Source organism: Nocardioides sp. J54, from assembly GCF_000519005.1.
GTDB lineage: Bacteria > Actinomycetota > Actinomycetes > Propionibacteriales > Nocardioidaceae > Nocardioides.
The window spans coordinates 26,674-46,685 of sequence record NZ_JAER01000034.1 but is presented as its reverse complement, the minus strand read 5'-3'; the positions used below and the strand labels follow the sequence as shown (position 1 = coordinate 46,685).

Here is a 20,012-nt window from a genome sequence, read left to right as displayed (position 1 = left end):
CTGCGCGCAGCCCTCGACAGGCGACGCGCTCGCGCCAGACAACACAGGGCGGCGCGGACGCAGTCCGTGCCGACAACCGCGCCGACCAGCCGACCGGCAGGGCCCCGGGGTCAAGGATCGCGAAGCGACCGCGCAGCGGCGGAGCGAAGCGACGTCCTTGACGCCGGGGGCCGGTCGGCTACGGTGCGCGGCCGCCGGGAACAGCCACGAAGTCCCATCAACCGCTCGACGCCGTACTTGGTGCCTACTTCCCAGCGACAATGGCGGCATGCGCGTGACGGTGGTGCCCTACGACCCGACGTGGCCGGAGAGGTTCGAGGTGGTGCGGGCGGCGCTGGTCGAGGCCCTGGCGGACGTCCCGCACCTCGGCATCGAGCACGTGGGGAGCACGTCGGTGCCGGGGCTGGCGGCGAAGCCGGTCATCGACGTGGACGTGGTGGTGGCAGCCGGGCACCTCGACGCCGCGATTGAAGCCATGGCGGTCGCGGGGTACGAACACCTCGGGGACCTCGGGGTGGAGGGGCGGCACGCGTTCCGGGCGTCGACCGAGGACGAGCTGGCGGCGATCACCCGCAACGTCTACGTCTGCGTGGAGGGGGCGCTGTCGCTGCGCAACCACCTGGCGGTGCGGGACACGCTGCGGGACGACCCGGAGCTGCGGGAGGCGTACGCGGCAGTGAAGCTGCGGCTGGCCGGGCAGGAGCTCGCGGACATGGGCGACTACATCGAGGGCAAGAGCGAGGTGCTGCAGCGCGTGCTCGCGGCCTCCGGGCTCACCGCGCCGGAGCGGGACGCGATCCTCGCGGTCAACAGGAAGCCCGGGAGCTAGGGGGCAGCGGCGCGCTGGCGGTCGATCTCCGCGGCGAGCTCGGCACGCAGCTCGTCGTGCTGCGCGCCGAGGGCGTGGCGCTCGAGGTCGACACGCTTCTCCCGGTGGTGGAGGGCGGCGGGCCAGCGGACGAGGTCGTCGGGCTCCCAGTCGTAGCGGGGCGTGACGTGGGCGTGCAGGAAGGCGTCGGTGTTGCCCTGGATCTCCAGGTTGATCCGCCGGAACGCAGGGTCGCGGCGCGAGCAGACGGCGGAGACGGCACGGCCGAGCAGGGCCATGTCGGCGAGGAAGGCGAGCTGGCAGTCGACGGGCAGGTCGGTCAGCTGGTCGGCGTCCGGGTCGTCGGCGATGAGAACGCAGTAGCCGGGCAGGTGCTGGACGTCGCCGATGACGGCGAAGCCGGCGTCGAGGCGGCGCAGGACGGTCGGGTTGGCGCCGGCAAGGGCGGAGCCGACCCGGTCGAGGCGGAAGTCGTCGGTCACGAGCGGACCAGCACCCGCTTCTGCGGGGCGAGCCGCGAGGCCGGGGCGGTGAGCGTGCGCAGGTGGATGTTCTGCAGCAGGCCGACGGCCAGCATGCCGGCGAACATCGAGGAGCCGCCGTACGACACGAACGGCAGCGGGACACCGGTGACGGGCATGATGCCCAGGCACATCCCTATGTTCTGGAACGCCTGGAAGCCGAACCAGCAGGCGATGCCGGCGGCGGCGATCCGGCCGAACACGTCGTCGGTGCGGGTCGCGATGAGCAACGCGCGCCAGAGGACGACGCCGAGCAGCGCGACGATGAAGGCCGCTCCGACCAGGCCGAGCTCCTCGCCGGCGACGGTGAACACGAAGTCGGTGTGCTGCTCGGGCACGAAGCCCGACTGGGTCTGCGAGCCGTCGAAGAGCCCCTGGCCGAAGAGGCCGCCGTTGCCGACGGCGATCCGGGCCTGCTCCACGTTGTAGCCGGCCCCGCGCGGGTCGAGGTCGGGGTCGGTGAAGGCCAGGAAGCGGTCGACCTGATACTCCTTCAGGAAGCCGCTCGTCACCGCCAGCACCGCGACCGCGACTCCCCCGCCGGCCAGCGCGGCGAGCCAACCGCGGTGGGCGCCGGAGGCGGCGATGACGCCGAACACCGTCGCGGTCAGCACGAGCATCGTGCCGAGGTCGGGCTGGGCGAGGATCAAGGTGGCGGGGACGCCGGCCACGACGAGCATGAGCAGCACGTCCGTCGTGCCGACCCGGTCGCGCCAGCGGCCCTCGCTGCGCTCGGCGACGACGAGCGCCATGCCGACGACGACCGCGAGCTTGGCGAGCTCCGAGGGCTGCAGGGACATCCCGCCGATCATCAGCCAGGAGCGGGAGCCGTTGATCGTGGAGCCCATGACGAGCACCAGCACCAGCCCGACGACGGCGCCCAGGTAGGCGACCGGCGCGAGGATGCGCACCCACCGGTGGTCGGTGACCACCACCATCGCCATCAGCACCAACCCGATCACGATGTTGACCAGCTGCTTGAGCAGGAAGGCCCGGTCGTCGCCGCCGGTCAGGTCGTCGCGCTCGATGGTCGCCGACCAGATCAGCAGGCAGCCGACGAGCGAGAGCAGGACGACGGCGACGAGCAGCAGCTGGTCGATGTCGCCCCAGCGCACGAAGCTGACCCGGCGCGAGGCGGTGGTCCGGGTGGGGCGGGCGGCTGAGCGGCCGGCCTGGATGCGGTTGCTCACGGGGTCACCGGTCCTTCCGTGCGGGCGGCAGGATCGAGCCGTCGTCGGCGAAGGTCGGCAGCGCGGCGGGCTGGAGGACGCCCGGGATCGCCGCCTTGTCGCGGTCGACCGTCTCGCCGTCGACGCCGTAGAGGGCCTCCCAGATGGCGCGGATGCCCTCACCGGTCGAGCCCGAGCCGGTGCCGGCCTGGGTGATCATCATGACCACCACGTAGTCCTCGGTGTACGACGCCACCCAGCCGGTCGACTGCTTGCCGTAGACCTCGGCGGAGCCGGTCTTCGCGCGGATGGTCACGTCGTCGAGCGGGAAGCCGCCGAGCTTCCACGCCATGGTGCCGTGCGACGCGACGCCCTTGAGCGCGTCGTCGAGGTAGCGCAGCACCCGCTTGGGGATCTTGAGCTTGCGCTCCTTCTTCGGCTTGATCTGCCGGATCACCTCGCCGTCGGGCGAGACGACCGCCTTGCCGACGCGCGGGTGCCACAGCACGCCGCCGTTGGCGAGCGCGGCGTAGGCACGGGCCAGCTGCAGCGGCGTGACGATGGTGTCGCCCTGGCCGATCGCGAAGTTCGCCGAGTCGGTGATCTTGTACTTCCAGCCCTCGATGCAGAACTCGCGGGCGAACTTGTAGACGAAGTCGGACGTCTTCTCGTCCTGCGGCTTGTCGGCGATGCCGCAGTAGTAGTCCTTCATCGACTCGTAGTAGGCCTTCTTCCACTTCCGGTCCGCGACCCGGCCCGACGCCTCGCCGGGCAGGTCGACGCCGGTGCGGCTGCCGAAGCCGAACTTCTGGGCCTGCTTGACCAGCGGGTCGCGGGCGTCGACGTCGTCGGGGTCGGAGCCGAGCGTGCTCCAGAAGTGCATGCCCACCTGGTAGAAGAAGGTGTTGCAGGAGACCTCGAGCGCGCGGGCGAAGCCGATCGAGCCGTAGGCGCCGGACTCGTGGTTGTGGAAGGCGCGGTTGCCGATCTGCACGGCCGACGGGCAGCCGAGCACGGTGTCGGTGGAGTAGCCGTTGGTGAGCGCTCCCGCGGACATGAACGGCTTCCACGTCGAGCCGGGCGCGAACTGGCCCTGGAAGGCCCGCGAGAGCAGCGGGGTGCCGGCGGCCTCGGAGTAGAGCCGCTTGAGCTGCTTGTCGCTGATGCCGCCAACCCACACCGACGGGTCGTACGTCGGCTGGCTGGCCATCGCGACGATGCGGCCGGTGCGCGCCTCCATCACCACGGCGGCGCCGGAGTCGGCCTCGAAGTTGCGCTTGGTGACCGGGTCGCGCAGCCCGCGCTGGGTCTGGATCATCTTCCACAGCTGCTCCTCCACGACCGACTGCACGTTGGCGTCGATGGAGGTGACCAGCGTGTCGCCCGGCTGGGCGGCGAGGTCGGAGACGTCCTGGCGGACCCGCCCGCGGGAGTCGACCGCGACCTGCTGGTAGCCGGGCTGGCCGCGCAGGAACTCGTCGTACTCCTTCTCGACGCCGGCGCGGCCGACGACCGAGGCGCCGTTGACGGAGCTGTCGCCCTCGGCCTCCGCGGCCTCCAGCTCCTCCTTGGTGATCGGGCTGAGGTAGCCGAGCAGGTGCGCGGCGTTGATGCCGTACGGCGAGGGGTACTCCCGCACGCTCTGCCGGTCGACGACCACCCCGGGGAAGTCCTCCGGCTGCTCGAGGATGCGCAGCGCGGCGGTCTCGGGCACGTCCTGCGCCACCGGGACCGGCTGGTAGGGCGAGCCGTTCCAGCAGGTGCCCGCGACGGCGCCCTCGTCGCCGCAGAGCAGCAGCCGGGCGCGGATCCTCGGCACCTTGACGCCGATCGCGCGCGCGGTGCGGCTGAGCAGCTCCGCGCGGTCCTCCTCGGACATCCGGCCGATGAGGGTGCGGTCGAGCGAGACCACCCAGGTGAGCCGGTTGGTGACGAGCGGTCGGCCCATCGCGTCGACGATCAGCCCGCGCTGGGGCTGCACGACGATCTCGCGCACGGACTGGGACGCGGCCTGGCCCTGGTACTCCTCGCCGGAGACGACCTGCAGGTAGTAGAGCCGCACCCCGAGCGTCGCGAGCAGCGAGAAGACGAGCGTCTGGATGACGATCAGGCGCAGCTGGCTGCGGTGCGAGGCGGCCGTCACGTCTGCGCCCACCTCGCCGCGACGGGGCGCTCCTGGCCGAGCCGGCGCAGCAGCCAGTACGTCGCCGGGACCACCAGCAGCGCCGCGACCGTGTCGAGCACCAGCGCCACCAGCGCGACCTGCAGCAGCTCGCCGACGGAGGCGCCGGAGTCGCCGAGGAAGAGCCCGCTCAGCGCGAAGACGGACGTGCCGACGAAGGAGGCGCCGGCAGCGGCCGCGAGCACGAGGCCGAGCGGCGGTCGGCGGGAGCCCTCGAGCTCGAGCCGGCCGACGTCGGAGGTGTTGTCGTGGGCGAGCCGGCCGACGACGTAGCCGACGACCATGAGCGCCAGCGTCCAGCGGCCGGCGACGTGGTCGGCCGGCGGCGCGAGGTCGAGCAGGAGGCCGGCGAAGAAGCCGGTGAGGGTGCCGTAGCGGGTGTCGGTGGCCAGCGCGGTGGCGACCACGACGAGCAGCACGACGTCGGGCACGACCCCGAGGCCGCCGACCTCCCACGCGAAGTGCGGGAGCACGGTGACCTGGACCAGCAGCGCAGCCAGGACCGCGAGGACGACGGCGGTGAGGCGTCCGGCGGGGCTGGTCCTCATCGGCGCACGCTCCCGTCGGCCTCGATGACGCGGTCCCCGGTGCCGGACGGCACGACGACGCCGACCAGGTCGAGGCTGGTGAAGTCCACCGCCGGCTCGATCACCGCGCGGTACGACGTCTCGCGCACCGACTCGAAGACCTTGGCGATCCGGCCGATCGGCACGCCGGCGACGTAGGGGGCGCCGCCCTTGCTGCCCCAGGTGAGGACCTGCTGGTCGACCTTCGGCACCACGGTGCCGTCGACGAGCTCCATCTCGAGGCGGTCCTCGGTGCCGAGCGTGCCGTGGCCGCTGACGAAGCCGAGCTCCATGTTCTCCCCGACCCGGCCGCCGACCCGCGAGGTGTCGTCGATGATGAGCAGCACGGTCGCGGTGCGGCTGGTGACCGAGGTGACCCGGCCGACGAGGCCCTCCGCCGCGACGACGGTCATGTCCGGGCGCAGGCCCGCGTCGGTGCCGGCGTCGATCGTGACGGTGCTCGTGAAGTTCTGCGCGGGTCCGATCGCGATCACCCGGGCCGGGACCAGGGCGTAGCCGATGTCCCCGGCGAGCGCGCGGAGCCCGGCGAGCTGCTGGAGCCGCTGCTCGTCGTAGCCGGCCTTCGCGAGGCGCTGGTCGCGCTCGGCGAGGTCGGCCTCGAGGTCGGCGACCCGCTCCCGGAGCTGGTCGTTGGTGCGGAAGGCGCCGGGGATCCCCGCCACCGGGCGTACGACGGTCGCCACCCCCGCCTGGACCGGGCCGACGACCTCGCCCACCACGTCGCGGACCGCCGCGACCGGCGAACCCTCGCCGCCGGCCTTGTCGACGACCATCAGCGTGGCGCAGGCGAGCAGCAGCGCCACGACCAGCGAGCGGGACGGACGACCACGGTCGTCGTCCGGGCGCTGCGGGGCGCCGGAGGAGGCGGGACGGACCGGACGGGTGTCGAGGGCCATCGGTCAGAACCGCCGGGGGTTGGTGACGAGCACCTGCTGGAGGGCCTCGAACTCCTCGACGCAGCGGCCGGCGCCCATGGCGACGGAGACCAGCGGGTCCTCGGCGACGTGCACGGGCATGCCGGTCTCGTGCCGGATCCGCTCGTCGAGGCCGCGCAGCAGCGCTCCCCCGCCGGTCAGCACGATGCCGCGGTCCATGATGTCGCCGGCCAGCTCGGGCGGCGTCTGGTCGAGGGTGACCCGGACGGCGTCGACGATGGCGTGCAGCGGCTCCTCGAGCGCGTGGCGGATGTCGGCGCTGGTCACGGTGACGGTGCGCGGCAGGCCGGTGACCATGTCGCGGCCGCGGACCTCGCCCTCCGGCTCGCCGGGCCGCGGGAAGGCGGAGCCCAGGGTCACCTTGACCTCCTCGGCGGTGCGCTCGCCGAGCATCACGCCGTGCTCCTTCTTCATCCACGCGATGATCGCGGCGTCGAGGTCGTCGCCGGCCGTGCGGATGGACAGCGAGGTGACGATGCCGCCCAGGGAGATCACGGCGACCTCGGTGGTGCCGCCGCCGACGTCGACGATCATGTTGCCGGTTGCCTCGTGGACCGGGAGCCCGGCACCGATCGCGGCGGCCATCGGCTCCTCCACGACGTACACGCGACGGGCGCCGGCCTGGTAGCCGGCCTCCTTCACGGCGCGCTGCTCGACGGGCGTGATCGAGCTCGGCACGCAGATGACCATCCGCGGCTTGGCGAAGTAGCGGCGCCGGTGCACGCGGGCGATGAAGTGCCGCAGCATCTGCTCGGTCGCCTCGAAGTCGGCGATCACCCCGTCGCGCAACGGGCGCAGGGCGGTGATGTTGTCGGGGGTGCGGCCCAGCATCTGCTTGGCCTGGTGGCCCACGGCGATGACCTCGCCGGTGGTGTCGTTGAGCGCCACGACGCTCGGCTCGTCCAGGAGCACGCCGCGACGGCGGACGTAGACGAGCGTGTTGGCGGTGCCGAGGTCCACGGCCATGTCCCGGCCGATGATGGAATTCGCCCTCACGCTTCCTCGCAAGACGTCGCCGGACCGGGTCGACGTCGACCAGGTCCTCGTGCGCGTTTCGGGGAAGGGGCGACGGCCGGGCGCACGGACCGACCGCCTCCGGTTGCGAGGGTAGGTAAGGCGGCCGGGGTTGCCGGGGAGCCACGCCGTACGGCGTGGCGTGCGGGTGTCAGGTGCGGGTCAGGCCAGGCCGGGGAACCAGAGCGCGATCTCGCGCTCGGCGGACTCCGGGGAGTCGGAGCCGTGCACGAGGTTCTCCCGGTTCGAGAGGGAGAGGTCGCCGCGGATCGTGCCGGGGGCGGCCTTGCGGCCGTCCGTCGCGCCGTTGAGCGTGCGGACCACCTCGATCGCCTCGTCGCCCTGCAGCACGAGGGCGACCAGAGGGCCGCTGGTGACGAAGTCGCGCAGCGGCGGGTAGAAGTCGCGCTCGACGTGCTCGGCGTAGTGGGCGTCCGCCTGCTCGCCGTCGATGTGGCGCAGCTCCATGGCCACGATCTCCAGGCCCTTGGCCTCGAAGCGGGCCAGCAGGGTGCCGACCAGTCCGCGGCGGACCGCGTCGGGCTTGAGGAGGACGAAGGTGCGTTGGGTCACGTGCGTGACCCTATCGCTCCACCGCGCTCAGCGACGATCGAGGGACCGGGTGATCAGCTTGTTGGCCGAGCGCTGGAAGCCGCGCACGATCGCCTCGAGGGTCAGCCGGCGCAGGGTGCCGATGGTGTCCTCCAGCTGTGCGGCGTCCTCGCGGGAGCGGCTGTCGCGGCGCCACGGCTCGACGACCTCGTCGTGCAGGACCCGGGTGAGGTCCTCGGCGAGGGCGGACATGTGGCGCTCGATCGCCTCCCCCGCGGCCCGCATCCCGGCGACCGGGATGTCGACCTGGAGCAGCTCCACGGCGACGTCGAAGCCGTGGACCGGGGTGAACCGCTCGGCGCCGCGCTCGTCGGTCGAGCGCCGCAGCAACCCGAAGTCCTCGATGAGGGAGACTTCCTCGTCGCTGAGCCTGCGGCCGGCGTGCTGGTCGAGCTGGCGCCGGGTGAGCTCCTGGGGCTCCCCCACGGTCCACGAGGTGAGCATCGCGCGCTGGACCGCGAGGTCCTCGACGCCGGCGTCGGCGGGCAGCGAGGCGAGGTACTTCTCGATCGCCTGCAGGGTGAAGCCGTGCCCCTGGAGCGCGCGGATCATCTCCAGGCGGGCGAGGTGGGTGTCGTCGTACCACGCCATCCGGCCGCGCCGCGCCGGCGGCGGGAGCAGGCCCAGGCTCGCGTAGTAGCGGGTGGTCCGCACGGTCAGCCCGGCTGCGGCCGCGAGCTCGTCGATGGTGCGCAGACCGCTGTCGTCGCCGGGCTCCGGGGTCGGGTTGGCGTCGACGGCAGCGCTCATGACTGTCACAGTACGACTGTCATCCAATCCGCGCAACGAGGGCAGGACTGCCCTGCTCAGGCGTGAACTGAGCCCGTCCTGGGATGTTCAACGATCGGGGTTGACGTAGGTCACACTGCGGGGAACAGTACGGGTGTGACAGTTCCACTGTCATTCTCGGCCTCCCCACGGACCTGACCCGAGCGAGCACCAGGAGCACCATGTCGGCGACGAGCGAACCGCACGTCCTCCCGGCGCTCGGCAGGCCGCTCGCCGAGGTCGTCGCGATGGTCCGGTTCACCCGCCGGGTCTTCGGCGCGGTGCTCACCTCCCTCACCGCGCGCCGCTTCCCGCTCGCCGAGACCGTGGTGCAGACCTGGTACGCCATCCGGGTCTGCACGCTGCCCGCGCTGGCCGTGTCCGTGCCCTTCGGCATCATCCTCGCCCTGCAGGTCGGCGTGCTCGCCCAGGAGGTCGGCGCCGTCGCGTTCACCGGCGCCGGCAACACCCTGGCCGTCGTGCGCCAGGCCTCTCCCCTGATCACGGCGCTGATGCTCTCCGGCGTGGCCGGCTCCGCGATCTGCGCCGACCTCGGCTCGCGGCGCATCCGCGAGGAGATCGACGCCATGGAGGTCATGGGCCTGTCGGTGATGGAGCGGCTCGTCGTGCCGCGGATGTTCGCGATCGTCGTGGTGGCCGTGCTGCTCAACGGCGTCGTCATGTTCTTCACGATCCTCACCACGCTGTCGATCAGCGTCGTGGTCCAGGACCTGCCGCCGGGCAGCTACCTGGCCTCGGTCACCACACTCGCCCAGGTCTCGGACCTCTACCTGTCGCTGGCCAAGGCGGCGATCTTCGCGGTGATCTGCGCCGTCGTGGCGTCGTACAAGGGCCTCGGCGCGAGCCGCGGCCCGACCGGCGTCGGCGAGGCCGTCACCAGCGCGGTGGTCACCAACTTCGTGCTGCTCTTCGCCGCCAACTTCGTGATCTCCCAGGTGCACAGCACCTTCGCGGGAGGGCCGATCGGGTGACCGCCATCGAGCAGGCTGTCGACCGGGCCGTCGACCGGGCCGTCGGGCCGCTGGAGGGCATCGGCCTCCAGCTCGTGCTCGCGTGGCGGGCGATCGCGGCGCTGCCGGTGGCCGTCACCCGCTACCGCGGCGAGGTCGCCCGGGTCCTGGCCGAGGTCACCCTCGGCTCGGGCATCTTCCTCGTCGGCGGCGGCGTGGTCGGTGTCGTGCTGCTGCTCTCCACCCTCACCGGCACCGAGGTCGGCCTCGAGGGCTACCAGGGCCTCGACGTGATCGGCCTCGCCCCGCTCACCGGCTTCATCTCCGGCTACGCCAACACCCGTGAGCTGGCGCCGATGGTCGCGGCGCTGGGCTTCGCGGCGCGGATCGGCTGCGGGTTCACCTCCCGCATCGGCGCGATGCGGATCAGCGAGGAGATCGACGCGCTGGAGTCGATGGCGATCCGGCCGATCCCCTACCTGGTCAGCACCCGGCTGGTGGCGGCATGGATCATCGTGCTGCCGCTCTACCTGATCGGCCTGGTGGGCACCTACGTCGCGACCGACTTCATGGTGACCACCTTCTACGGCCAGTCCGCGGGCACCTACGACCACTACTTCCGCACGTTCGTGGCGCCGATCGACGTCTTCTACTCGGCGATCAAGGTGGTGGTGCTGACGACCGTGGTGACGCTCATCCACTGCTACCACGGCTTCACCGCCAGCGGCGGCCCCGAGGGCGTCGGCCGCGCGACCGGTCGCGCGATCCGCGCCAGCATCATCTCCCTGACCGTCGTCGACATCCTGCTGACGCTGCTGCTGTGGGGCGCGGACCAGCAGGTCCAGATCTCGGGGTAGGCGGGTCGGATGAGCGAGATCCTCTTCCCCCACCACGGGGCCGACCGGCGCGGGCTGCGCCTGCGGCTGGCCCTGGCCGGGCTCGCCGGCGTCGCCGCGCTCGGCCTGCTCGCCGGCGTGCTGGCGCTGCAGACCCTCGGCACCCTCAGCGGCGACGTCCGCCTCACGGTGCAGCTGACGACCGTCGGCGACACCCTCGGCATCAACTCCGACGTGAAGTACCAGGGCCTGCGCGTGGGTCGCGTCGTCCGGGTCGAGCCGGTCGCCCAGGCCGGCGAGACCGGGTGGGACGGACCGACGGCGGAGGTGCTCGTCGACCCGGACCACGCCGCGCTGATCCCCGGCGGCGTGCGGGCCCGGGTGCTGCCCGGCACCCTCTTCGGCAACGAGTACGTCGACCTGGTGGCTGCCCGCGGCAACGGCGCCGCGAGCCTGGCCGACGGCGCCGTCGTACCTGCCGACACGTCGCGGGCCACCCTGCGGCTGATGGACACCTTCTCCGCGACGCAGCGGCTCCTCGCCGCGGTGGACCCGGCGCAGTGGGACGTCGCGCTCTCCCAGCTCGCCGACTCCCTCGACGGCCGCGGCGCCCGGCTCGCCACCCTCGTCCGCGACGGGGAGGCCTTCCTCGGGCGCTGGACGGACCTGCAGCCGCAGCTGCGCCGCGACCTCGACCTGCTCACCCGCGACAGCGACCTGCTCGCCGACGTCGAGCCACAGCTGGTCTCCGCCCTGCGGGACTCGCGCCCGCTCGCACGGACCCTGGTCTCGCAGGAGAAGGGGACGCGCACGCTCCTGCGCGGCATCTCCCGGCTGCTCAGCGGCGAGGAGGGCGTCACCGCCTTCCTGCGTGAGAACGGCGACGAGACCGCGCGGCTGCTGAACGCGACCGCCGCCAACCTCGAGGTCTTCGCGGACCGCTACCCCGCCTTCGCCTCGCTGCTGGACAAGCTGCCGGCGCTGCTGCGCAACGGCGCGAACGCCGCGAAGGACGGCCGGGTCCAGATGGAGGGCGTCCTCGCGCCCCAGCTGATGGACCCGTACGACGCCACGAACCCCGACGACTGCCCGACCTACCGCGGCCTCCGCGGCTCCTGCGGGGGTGGTGCGCGATGAGTCGCCAGCTCAGCGAGCTCCGGCGCCACAAGGGCGCGGCCATCGGCGTCGCCCTGTTCGCGGCCTTCGCGCTGGTGCTGACCTCGATGGTCGCCGGCACCCTCTCCCGCTCGCAGCGCGGCGACTCGATCACTCTGACCGCGGTCTTCCGCGACGCCACCGGCCTGCGCGCCGGGGACGACGTGCGGGTCGCCGGGGTCCGGGTCGGCCGGGTCACCGACACCCGCGTCGGCACCGGGGACGACAAGGGCCTGGCCGTCGTCACGATGAGCGTCTCGGCCGACCAGGTGCTGCACGAGGACGTCACGGCGACGATCGACTACCTCAACCTCATGGGCCAGCGCTACGTCGCCCTCGCCCGCCCCGGCACCGGCGCGAAGGCGCGGCGGCTCGACGGCGACGCGCACATCCCCCTCGAGCGCACCCGCCCGGCCCTCGACCTGACCGCGATGTTCAACGCGTTCAAGCCGGTCTTCGACCTGCTGCAGCCCGGCGACGTCAACCTGCTCGCCGCCAACATCGTCCGGGTGCTGCAGGGCCAGGGCCCGACCATCCAGCACCTGCTGGAGCAGACCGCCGAGCTGACCACCGGCCTCACCGACCGCGAGGAGACGCTCGCCCGGGTGGTCGACAACGTCACCCTGGTGCTGGAGACCACCGACGCCCACCGTGCCGAGATCACCGGCCTGGTTCGCGGCCTGGACTCGCTCACGGCGGGGCTCGCGAAGGATCGCAGCCGGATCGCCACCAGCCTCGACGGCATCGCGCGGCTCTCCGCCACCACCGCCGACCTCGTCGAGGACGCCCGCTCCCCGCTGACCGACGTGGTGGCCTCGTCCGTGCCGTGGTTCGACTACCTCGCCAGCCGCGGCGACCTGCTCGCCCGCACCGGGTCCGCGGTCCCCCAGCAGCTCGAGGTCTACCTGCGCACCCTCGGCTACGGCAGCTACCTCAACACCTACGTGTGCACGCTGTCGGCCCAGCTCGACGGGGTCCCGACGAAGGTCGACCTCGGGGTCACCGGCGACCGCTTCTCGCGGAGGTGCCGCCGATGACCGCCCTGCTCACCTGGCGCGGCCTCGGCTGGCCGCTCCGCGTCGTCGCACTGGCCCTCGTGGCCGGCCTGGTCGTGGTCGGCGTGCGCACGCTGGCCGGCGAGGCGTCGTACCACGTGCGCCTGCGGCACGCGGCCGGCATCGAGTCCGGCGACGACGTCCGGGTGGCCGGGCTGAAGGTCGGCAAGGTGACCGGTGTCGAGGCCGTGCGCGACCAGGTCGACGTGGAGTTCTCGCTCAACCAGGCCCCGGCCGACCTCGGCCTCACCGAGGACAGCACGGTCGAGGTGAAGCTGCTGTCGATCCTCGGCGAGCGCTTCCTGTCGCTGACGCCGGGTTCTGGCGACACCCTCGCCGACGGCGCGACGATCGGGCTCGAGCACGCGGTCGACAGCTACACGATCGAGCGGTTCTGGCTGGAGTCGACGCCGCAGGTGCAGGCGCTCGACCTCGACCGGGTCCAGGAGGCGGTCGACGTGCTCGCCACGGACCTGGCGGTGACCCCGACCGCGCTGCGCGACGCCGTCGACGGCATCGCCGGGGTGTCCGCGATCGTCACCGAGCGCGAGCAGCAGGTCGACGACCTGCTCGCCTCCACCCGCAAGGTCACCTCCCTGGTGCTGGAGCAGACCGACGAGCTCGACCGGGTGATGACCAACGGCGCCGCCGTCATGCTGATGGTCCAGCAGCGCAAGGAGGTGCTGCGGGCCCTGCTCCGCGACGCGCACCGCTTCGTGACCGGGCTGTCGACGCTCGTCCGGACGACGTCGCCGCAGCTCGAGCCGGCGCTGCGCGACCTGCGCACGGTGCTGCGGGTGCTGAAGAAGCACGACGCCCAGCTCGACCGCACGATGCGGCTGGCCGGCCCGACCATGCGGGTCTTCACCAACGCCACCGGCGACGGGCCGTGGCTCGGCGTCAACGCGCCGTGGGCCGTCATCCCCGACGACCTGGTCTGCTCGATCACCCCCGAGGACTGCCGATGAGCCGGCGCACCGTCCTCGGCGTCCTCGCTGGCGCGCTCGTCCTGGCCCTCGCCGTGTCCGGCGCGCGGCTGGTCGGCTGGCTCGGCGGCGACGACCCGGAGGCACTGCGGGTCACCGCCGACTTCGCCGACACCACCGGCGTGTACGTCGGGAACGACGTCACCTACCTCGGGGTCGAGGTCGGTGAGATCGTCGAGGTCGAGCCTCGCGGCACCACGATGCGCGTCGTCATGCACCTCGACCCGCGCACCCGCGTGCCGGAGGACGCCGGGGCGGAGATCCTGCAGGGCTCGCTGGTCACCGACCGGTTCATCGAGATCGGCCCCGCCTGGGACGGCGGCCCGACACTCGCGTCGGGCGCCCACATCGACGCCGCCCACACCCGGTCCCCCGCGACGGTCGACGAGGTCGCGAAGGCGATCGACGACCTCGTGCTGGCGCTCGACGCCGGGCTCGACGGCAAGGGCGGAGCCGGTCTCGGCGAGATGCTCTCCACGACGGCCGCGGCGCTCGAGGGCAACGGCGCGCACCTGCGCCGCGCCCTCGCCGAGAGCCGCGACGCCCTCGAGGTCGTCAACGCCAAGGAGGCCGACCTGACCGCGGTGTCGGAGAACCTCGTCGAGCTCGTCACCACGCTCGGCCGCCGCGACAAGAGGATCCGCGACTTCACCACGGCGACGGCCGACACCACCGCGGTGCTGGCCGACCAGCGCGAGGAGCTGGTCGCCACGCTCGACGCCCTCGACGAGCTGACCCGCCTCACCAACACCATCCTGACGGAGAACGCCGAGGTGCTCGGCGACGACCTCGCCGGGCTCGCCGACGTCGTCGGGACCGTGCGCGAGCACCAGGACTCCCTCGCCGAGGCCTTCGACGTGATGCCCACGATGGCGGAGAACTTCGCCCGCGCCTACGACTGGGACCTCGGCCGGCTGCGGGTGCAGTTCGCGTTCAGCGCCGGCCCCTTCTCGGCCGCCTTCCGCAGCCACACCTGCAACGTCTTCGCGGCCATGGCCGGCGAGCTCGGCACCGACATGTGCGGCCTGCTCTTCACCACCGACGGCCGCGGCCTGCTCGACCCGCTCCTCGACGGCATCTACGACGGCCTGCCGGGAGGCATCCCGTGAGTCGGTACGGCGTGCGGCGCGCCCTCGTCGCCGCGACGGTCCTGATCGGGGTCGGTGCCGGCGCGGCCGGTTGCGGCCTCGAGCTGGAGGACGTGCCGCTGCCGTCGCTGGTCGACGGCCCGACCTACGAGCTCACCGTCGAGTTCGAGGACGCCCTCAACCTGCCGGTGGACGCCCCGGTCAAGCTCGACGGGGCCACCGTCGGCCAGGTCACCGCCGTCGAGGCGGGCGAGTACGTCGCCGAGGTCGAGCTCGCGCTGTCCACGTCGGTCGAGCTCCGCGACACCTCCCGGGCGGAGATCCGACTCACCTCGCCGATGGGCACCGCCTTCGTCCAGCTCTTCCCCGGCACCGGCGGCGACGTGCTCGCCGCGGGCGCCACGCTGCCCGCGGCCGCCACCGGGTCGGCGCCCGACGTCACCGACCTGCTCTCCGCACTGTCGACCGTCGTCACCGGCGGCAGCTTCTCCGACATCTCCACGATCATCACCGAGCTCAACACCGCCCTGACCGGCAACGCCGGTGACGTGCGGCGGCTGCTGTCGCGGCTCGACACCGCGGTCACCGACCTCGACGGCGAGCTCCCCCGCATCGACCGGCTGACCAGGGCGCTGGACCGGCTCACCACGCGGCTGGCCGGCGACCTGCCCGAGGTGACCCGCTCCCTCACCGACCTCACCGACCTCGTCACCTCCTTCGACCGCCAGCGTGCCGACCTGGTCGCGGCCATGGAGTCCCTCAACCAGTTCGACGTGGTCGCCACCCCGCTGACGAACGCCGTCCGCAGCGACCTGCTGGCGCAGCTGCGCGACATGGAACCGGTCCTGCGGACCCTGCTGGCCGGACGACGCGACATCGACGGCGTGATGCGCGGGCTGATCGCCTTCGCCGGGGGCAGTGACGTCGCGTCCCCCGGCGACTTCGTGAACTTCGACCTCACCGTCCTCCTCGACCTCGAGGCGCTCGCCGCGACGGGGGGTGCGCACCGGTGAACCCCTCCGACGAGCTCGCGAGCACCGCCCGGCGATGGCGTCGCCGCGTGCACACCGCGCAGGTGCTGATCCTGGTGATCCTCGTCGCCGGCGTCCTCTACGTCGCCGACACCGTCGTCGGCGGCTCGCTGTTCCGCAACCCCTACCACCTCTCCGTGCAGCTGCCGCAGGCCGCCGGGCTGCACGAGGGGTCGGTCGTCACCTACCGCGGCCAGCGGATCGGCGAGGTCACCGACGTGCGGCTCAGCGCCGACGAGGGCGTCGGCGCCGTCGCCGAGCTGGAGATCGAGTCGCACGTCGAGATCCCCGTCGACAGCGCGGTGGAGGTGCGCAACCTGTCCGCGGTGGGCGAGCAGTACCTCGACGTCCGCCCGCGCAGCGCCGGCGGGCCCTGGCTCGCCGACGGCGCCACGGTCCCGGTCTCCTCGGTCGCCGTGCCGGTCAGCGTCCCGGACGTGCTGGCCCACGCCCAGGGCCTGATGTCCCACCTCGACGTGGCCGACATCCGCACCATCGCCGCCGAGACCGAGGCGATCTTCGGCAACGGCGCGGAGGACGTCGACCTGCGCGCGCTCGCGGTGGAGATGGAGACCGCGTTCGCGATGCTGCGCCGCCTGGAGCCGGACCTGACCCGCCTCGCCCGGCGCGCCGAGCGGCCGCTGCGCACCGTCGCCGACCTCGGGCCGCGGATCCGCGCGATGGCCGCGAACCTCGAGCTGATCGCCGCGTCGCTGGCCGAGGCGGCACCCGACGTGCGTCGTACCGTCGTCACCTCGCTGGACCTGCTCCCCCGCCTCGAGCGCTGGTGGCGCGACGCGTCGCCCGACGTGCGCCGCCTCCTGCGCTCCGGCGTGCCGCTCACCGAGATGGCTGCCCGGCACCTGCGCGGGCTCCAGCACTGGCTGGACTGGGTGCCGCTCCAGGCCGACGTGATGGCCGGCAGCACCCGCGGCGGCAGCGGACGCGTCCTGCTCGTGCCCCGCGTGCTGAAGAACTGCGTCTACGACCGCTCGGTCCAGCGCGACATCCAGGACGTCACGAAGCGGAAGCCGCAGACCCACGTCCGTTGCACCGACCCGCCGGACGGCACCCAGGGGCGTGGCTCGGCCACCGTCCCCCGGCAGTGACGCCCACGACCTCACCGCACCACCCCCATCCCGAGAGGAAGACACGATGAGCACCGACACCCTGGCCCAGCGCGCCGCCATCGAGGAGCGGATCGCCGGCCTCACCCTGCCGGTCGCCTTCGCCCGGACCGTCGCCGCGGAGGGCGACGCCCCGGCGTACTCGGACAAGGTCGGCATCGACCTGTCCGGCGGCTACGCACCCGGCTGGCGCACCGTCAGCTGGAACGAGCTGGGCGAGCGTGCCCTCGACGTGGCCGGTGCGCTGGCCGCTGCCGGCGTCGCGCCGGGCGACCGGGTGGCGCTGATGGCCAGCAACCGGATCGAGCACGTCATCGCCGACCTCGGCGCCGTGCACGCCGGGGCCGTGTCGATGTCGGTCTACAACACCCTCTCCCCCGAGCAGGTCTCCTACGTCGCCGGGCACGCCGAGCCGGCGGTGGCCGTCCTCGAGTCCGCCGACCACGTCGCACGGTGGGAGAAGGCGCTCGCCGAGAGCTCCTCAATGCGCCGCGTCGTCGTCATCGACGCCGAGGCGCCGGCCGGTGACGACCGGTTCACGACCTGGGACGACTTCGTCGCCGAGGGCGCCGCGTGGCGCGCCGCGAACGCGGACGCCCTGCAGCAGCGGATCGACCAGATCTCGCCGGACGACCCGCTGACGATCCTCTACACCTCGGGCACGACGGGGAACCCGAAGGGCGTCGTGCTCACCCACCACGCCGTGCTCTACGAGTGCGCCTGCTCGCTCGAGGTCGCCGCCCCGACCCAGCACAACGACTTCATCTCCTACCTGCCGTTCGCGCACATCGCCGAGCGCACGCTGGGCATGTACATCCCGCAGTCGTACGGCGCGCACGTGCACCTGATCTCCGACCCGGCGCTGCTGCTGGGCGCCCTGGGCGAGGTGCACCCGACGCGCTTCTTCGGCGTCCCGCGGGTGTGGGAGAAGATCAAGACCGGCGTCTCGGCCAAGCTCGCCGCAGAGACCGACCCGGAGAAGAAGGCGCAGGTCGAGGGCGCGCTCGCCATCGGGCTGGAGTACGTCGAGGCGCTCCAGCAGGGCGGCACGGTCACCCCCGAGCTCGAGGCCCGCTACCAGGCGGCCGACGCCGGGCTGCTGTCCTTCCTGCGCGCGCTGCTCGGCCTGGACCGCTGCGAGTGGGCGGCGTCGGCCGCGGCCCCGATGCCGCTGGAGGTCGCGAAGTTCTTCGCGGGCCTGGGCATGCGCATCTACGACGTCTACGGCATGACCGAGACCTGTGCGGCCGTCACCGCGTGCGGACCCGACCAGTTCCGTCTCGGCACCGTCGGCAAGGCGCTGCCCGGCATCGAGGTCACCCTCGCCGAGGACGGCGAGATCCTCGCCCGCGGCCCGGTCGCCTCGAAGGGCTACTACAAGCAGGAGGACGCGACCGCGCAGCTCATCGACGCCGACGGCTGGGTGCACACCGGCGACATCGGCGAGATCGACGAGGACGGCTTCCTCAAGGTGGTCGACCGGAAGAAGGAGATGATCATCACCTCCTCCGGCAAGAACATCGCGCCCTCCAACATCGAGAACTACCTCAAGGAGAGCCCGGTCGTCGGCCACGCCCTGGTCTTCGGCGAGGGCAAGCCGTACGTCGTCGCGGTGCTCACCCTCGACGCCGAGATCGCCCCGGTCGTCGCGCAGCAGCTCGGCATCCCGGCCGGCACGTCGCTGGCCGAGCTCGCCCAGCACCCGGCGATCCTCGCCATGGCCCAGCAGGCCGTCGACGCGGCCAACGAGCGGCTGTCGCGGCCCGAGCAGGTCAAGGCCTGGGAGCTGCTGCCGGTCGAGTGGACCGCGGAGTCGGAGGAGCTGACGCCGACCCTGAAGCTCAAGCGGCGCGTCGTGCACGCGAAGTACGCCGACGTGCTCGAGCGGCTCTACGCGTGAGCCGTGCCCGCGTGGGCTGACCGCTCACGCCACCCGGGAGACCTCGTCCGCCAGGCCGGGGGCGAGGTCTCCCCGCGGCGCCACCACCACGTCCGCCAGGCCCAGCCAGCCGGCCAGGCGGCCCAGCTCCACCGCCAGCTCAGCGGCGGTCTCGGACGGGGCGTGCTGCTCGGCCCACGCCGACTGCACCAGCAACCGCGAGGTGGCCCGGTCGGCCTTGAGGTCGACCCGGCCGACGATCCGGTCGCCGAGCAGGAACGGCAGCACGTAGTAGCCGTGCACCCGCCGTGCGGCCGGCACGTAGATCTCGATGCGGTAGGAGAAGTCGAAGAGCGCCTCCGCCCGCGCCCGCTCCCAGACCACCGGGTCGAAGGGGCTCAGCAGCGCCCTCGCCCGCACCCGCCGCGGCAGGCGCGCGTCGCGGTGGAGGTAGGCCTGGCGGTGCCACCCCTCGACGCGGACGGGCTCGAGCTCGCCGGCGTCGACCAGCGCCTCGACCGCGGCCCGGGCGTCCGCCGGTCGCAGCCGGTAGTAGTCGGCGAGGCACTGCGCGCTCGCCACCCCGTGCGAGCGGGCCGCCCGCCGGACCAGCTCGACGTGCGCCTCGGCCGCGGGCACGGCCGGCGCCTCGACGTACTGCCGGGGCAGCACCCGCTCGGGCAGGTCGTAGCGGATCTCGAACTGGCTGGTGCGGTCGGTGATGGCCAGGTCGCCGGTGGTGAACAGGTAGTCGAGCACCCGGCGGGTGCGCGACCAGTTCCACCCCCACTGGTCCTTGCTGCGGGGCAGGCCGTCGTCGAGCTCGCGGGCGGTGCTGGCGCCGCGGTCGGCGATCTCCGCCAGGAGCGCCCGCTCCAGCTCGTCGTCCTCGTCGAGGGTGAACCACTTCCCGCGGCGGGCGCGGTAGTCCTCCATCCGGTGCCGCATCACCGGCCAGAGCTCGACCGGCATGAAGGCCTGCACGTGCGCCCAGTACTCCACCACCCGGCGCTGCCGGCCCGACGCCGCCCGCCGCAGCAGGTCGACGTCGTAGGGCCCCATCCGCGAGTAGAGCGGCATGAAGTGGGCGCGCTGCAGCACGTTGACGCTGTCGACCTGCAGCACCCCCGTGCGGGCCAGGGTGCGGTCGAAGGTGCGCAGCGTCGGCACCGCGTGGGCGGGGTCGAGGAAGCCCTGCGCCGCCAGCGCGACCCGCCGCGCCTGCGCCCGCGAGAGGACCTGCGTCGTGCTCACGCCCTCAGGCTAG

The 20,012-nt window shown here is 72.8% G+C and carries 19 protein-coding genes; 10 read left to right on the top strand and 9 right to left on the bottom strand.

All coding sequences use genetic code 11. The features are described 5' to 3' along the window. Positions 1 to 268 precede the first annotated feature (268 nt). The gene (locus NOCJ54_RS0118015; RefSeq protein ID WP_028656601.1) at positions 269 to 829 is read left to right on the top strand and encodes a GrpB family protein; all 561 of its coding nucleotides are present in this window, start codon (positions 269 to 271) and stop codon (positions 827 to 829) included. Here the strand turns inward: NOCJ54_RS0118015 and NOCJ54_RS0118010 are convergent. From NOCJ54_RS0118010 to NOCJ54_RS29550, 8 genes are all read right to left on the bottom strand, one after another. Beyond that, entirely contained in the window at positions 826 to 1,311 is a 486-nt protein-coding gene (locus NOCJ54_RS0118010; RefSeq protein ID WP_028656600.1) for a diadenosine tetraphosphate hydrolase, read from the bottom strand. The two genes, NOCJ54_RS0118015 and NOCJ54_RS0118010, sit on opposite strands and share 4 nt — an antisense overlap. Further along, positions 1,308 to 2,540: a rod shape-determining protein RodA gene (gene rodA, locus NOCJ54_RS26770; protein WP_051486029.1), complete on the bottom strand. Its 1,233-nt coding sequence runs from the start codon at positions 2,538 to 2,540 to the stop codon at positions 1,308 to 1,310. The genes NOCJ54_RS0118010 and rodA overlap by 4 nt, the downstream gene beginning before the upstream one ends. Positions 2,541 to 2,544: 4 nt before the next feature. After that, positions 2,545 to 4,662 carry a penicillin-binding protein 2 gene (mrdA, locus tag NOCJ54_RS0118000; RefSeq protein ID WP_028656599.1) on the bottom strand — a complete coding sequence of 706 codons (2,118 nt, stop codon included), beginning with the start codon at positions 4,660 to 4,662 and terminating at the stop codon, positions 2,545 to 2,547. Further along, complete coding sequence (gene mreD / locus NOCJ54_RS26765; RefSeq protein WP_051486028.1) at positions 4,659 to 5,249, bottom strand: rod shape-determining protein MreD; 591 nt, start codon at positions 5,247 to 5,249, stop codon at positions 4,659 to 4,661. The genes mrdA and mreD overlap by 4 nt, the downstream gene beginning before the upstream one ends. After that, positions 5,246 to 6,184, bottom strand: coding sequence for a rod shape-determining protein MreC (gene mreC, locus NOCJ54_RS26760; RefSeq protein WP_084255408.1), 939 nt, complete (start codon positions 6,182 to 6,184; stop codon positions 5,246 to 5,248). Before mreC ends, mreD begins: the two co-directional genes overlap by 4 nt. A gap of 3 nt (positions 6,185 to 6,187) precedes the next feature. Next, entirely contained in the window at positions 6,188 to 7,219 is a 1,032-nt protein-coding gene (locus NOCJ54_RS0117985) for a rod shape-determining protein (RefSeq protein WP_028656598.1), read from the bottom strand. 180 nt (positions 7,220 to 7,399) lie between these two features. Next, positions 7,400 to 7,810: a nucleoside-diphosphate kinase gene (gene ndk / locus NOCJ54_RS0117980; RefSeq protein WP_028656597.1), complete on the bottom strand. Its 411-nt coding sequence runs from the start codon at positions 7,808 to 7,810 to the stop codon at positions 7,400 to 7,402. Between the two features lie 27 nt (positions 7,811 to 7,837). Next, positions 7,838 to 8,599, bottom strand: a complete 762-nt coding sequence (locus NOCJ54_RS29550) for a MerR family transcriptional regulator (protein ID WP_028656596.1) — start codon at positions 8,597 to 8,599, stop codon at positions 7,838 to 7,840. A gap of 200 nt (positions 8,600 to 8,799) precedes the next feature. On the opposite strand from NOCJ54_RS29550, the gene NOCJ54_RS0117970 reads away from it, so the two are divergent. Genes NOCJ54_RS0117970 through NOCJ54_RS0117930 form a run of 9 tightly spaced genes read left to right on the top strand, consistent with a single transcriptional unit; the run spans position 8,800 to position 18,766 of the window. Continuing rightward, complete coding sequence (locus NOCJ54_RS0117970; protein WP_028656595.1) at positions 8,800 to 9,609, top strand: MlaE family ABC transporter permease; 810 nt, start codon at positions 8,800 to 8,802, stop codon at positions 9,607 to 9,609. Next, on the top strand, positions 9,606 to 10,445 hold the full coding sequence (locus NOCJ54_RS0117965) for an MlaE family ABC transporter permease (RefSeq protein WP_084255406.1): 840 nt from the start codon (positions 9,606 to 9,608) through the stop codon (positions 10,443 to 10,445). Before NOCJ54_RS0117970 ends, NOCJ54_RS0117965 begins: the two co-directional genes overlap by 4 nt. 9 nt (positions 10,446 to 10,454) lie before the next feature. Next, positions 10,455 to 11,561, top strand: a complete 1,107-nt coding sequence (locus tag NOCJ54_RS0117960; RefSeq protein ID WP_028656593.1) for an MCE family protein — start codon at positions 10,455 to 10,457, stop codon at positions 11,559 to 11,561. After that, positions 11,558 to 12,616, top strand: coding sequence for an MCE family protein (locus tag NOCJ54_RS26755; RefSeq protein ID WP_051486027.1), 1,059 nt, complete (start codon positions 11,558 to 11,560; stop codon positions 12,614 to 12,616). Before NOCJ54_RS0117960 ends, NOCJ54_RS26755 begins: the two co-directional genes overlap by 4 nt. Beyond that, on the top strand, positions 12,613 to 13,602 hold the full coding sequence (locus tag NOCJ54_RS0117950) for an MCE family protein (protein ID WP_028656592.1): 990 nt from the start codon (positions 12,613 to 12,615) through the stop codon (positions 13,600 to 13,602). Before NOCJ54_RS26755 ends, NOCJ54_RS0117950 begins: the two co-directional genes overlap by 4 nt. Continuing rightward, positions 13,599 to 14,729 (top strand): MCE family protein, encoded by a 1,131-nt coding sequence (locus NOCJ54_RS28505; RefSeq protein WP_051486026.1) that lies wholly within the window; start codon positions 13,599 to 13,601, stop codon positions 14,727 to 14,729. The genes NOCJ54_RS0117950 and NOCJ54_RS28505 overlap by 4 nt, the downstream gene beginning before the upstream one ends. Further along, the gene (locus tag NOCJ54_RS0117940; RefSeq protein ID WP_028656591.1) at positions 14,726 to 15,721 is read left to right on the top strand and encodes an MCE family protein; all 996 of its coding nucleotides are present in this window, start codon (positions 14,726 to 14,728) and stop codon (positions 15,719 to 15,721) included. The genes NOCJ54_RS28505 and NOCJ54_RS0117940 overlap by 4 nt, the downstream gene beginning before the upstream one ends. After that, positions 15,718 to 16,848: an MlaD family protein gene (locus NOCJ54_RS28500; protein ID WP_028656590.1), complete on the top strand. Its 1,131-nt coding sequence runs from the start codon at positions 15,718 to 15,720 to the stop codon at positions 16,846 to 16,848. Before NOCJ54_RS0117940 ends, NOCJ54_RS28500 begins: the two co-directional genes overlap by 4 nt. Positions 16,849 to 16,894: 46 nt before the next feature. Next, positions 16,895 to 18,766: an AMP-dependent synthetase/ligase gene (locus NOCJ54_RS0117930; protein ID WP_028656589.1), complete on the top strand. Its 1,872-nt coding sequence runs from the start codon at positions 16,895 to 16,897 to the stop codon at positions 18,764 to 18,766. A gap of 24 nt (positions 18,767 to 18,790) precedes the next feature. Here the strand turns inward: NOCJ54_RS0117930 and NOCJ54_RS0117925 are convergent, their stop codons facing one another. Next, positions 18,791 to 19,999: a winged helix-turn-helix domain-containing protein gene (locus NOCJ54_RS0117925; protein ID WP_028656588.1), complete on the bottom strand. Its 1,209-nt coding sequence runs from the start codon at positions 19,997 to 19,999 to the stop codon at positions 18,791 to 18,793. Positions 20,000 to 20,012 lie beyond the last annotated feature (13 nt).

Excerpts from the sequence above, each read along its gene's own strand:
- NOCJ54_RS0118015 (WP_028656601.1), top strand. The coding sequence starts at position 269 with ATGCGCGTGACGGTGGTGCCCTACGACCCGACGTGGCCGGAGAGGTTC.
- mreD (WP_051486028.1), bottom strand. The coding sequence starts at position 5,249 with ATGAGGACCAGCCCCGCCGGACGCCTCACCGCCGTCGTCCTCGCGGTC.
- mreC (WP_084255408.1), bottom strand. The coding sequence starts at position 6,184 with ATGGCCCTCGACACCCGTCCGGTCCGTCCCGCCTCCTCCGGCGCCCCG.
- NOCJ54_RS29550 (WP_028656596.1), bottom strand. The coding sequence starts at position 8,599 with ATGAGCGCTGCCGTCGACGCCAACCCGACCCCGGAGCCCGGCGACGAC.
- NOCJ54_RS0117970 (WP_028656595.1), top strand. The coding sequence starts at position 8,800 with ATGTCGGCGACGAGCGAACCGCACGTCCTCCCGGCGCTCGGCAGGCCG.
- NOCJ54_RS0117960 (WP_028656593.1), top strand. The coding sequence starts at position 10,455 with ATGAGCGAGATCCTCTTCCCCCACCACGGGGCCGACCGGCGCGGGCTG.
- NOCJ54_RS26755 (WP_051486027.1), top strand. The coding sequence starts at position 11,558 with ATGAGTCGCCAGCTCAGCGAGCTCCGGCGCCACAAGGGCGCGGCCATC.
- NOCJ54_RS0117950 (WP_028656592.1), top strand. The coding sequence starts at position 12,613 with ATGACCGCCCTGCTCACCTGGCGCGGCCTCGGCTGGCCGCTCCGCGTC.
- NOCJ54_RS28505 (WP_051486026.1), top strand. The coding sequence starts at position 13,599 with ATGAGCCGGCGCACCGTCCTCGGCGTCCTCGCTGGCGCGCTCGTCCTG.
- NOCJ54_RS0117930 (WP_028656589.1), top strand. The coding sequence starts at position 16,895 with ATGAGCACCGACACCCTGGCCCAGCGCGCCGCCATCGAGGAGCGGATC.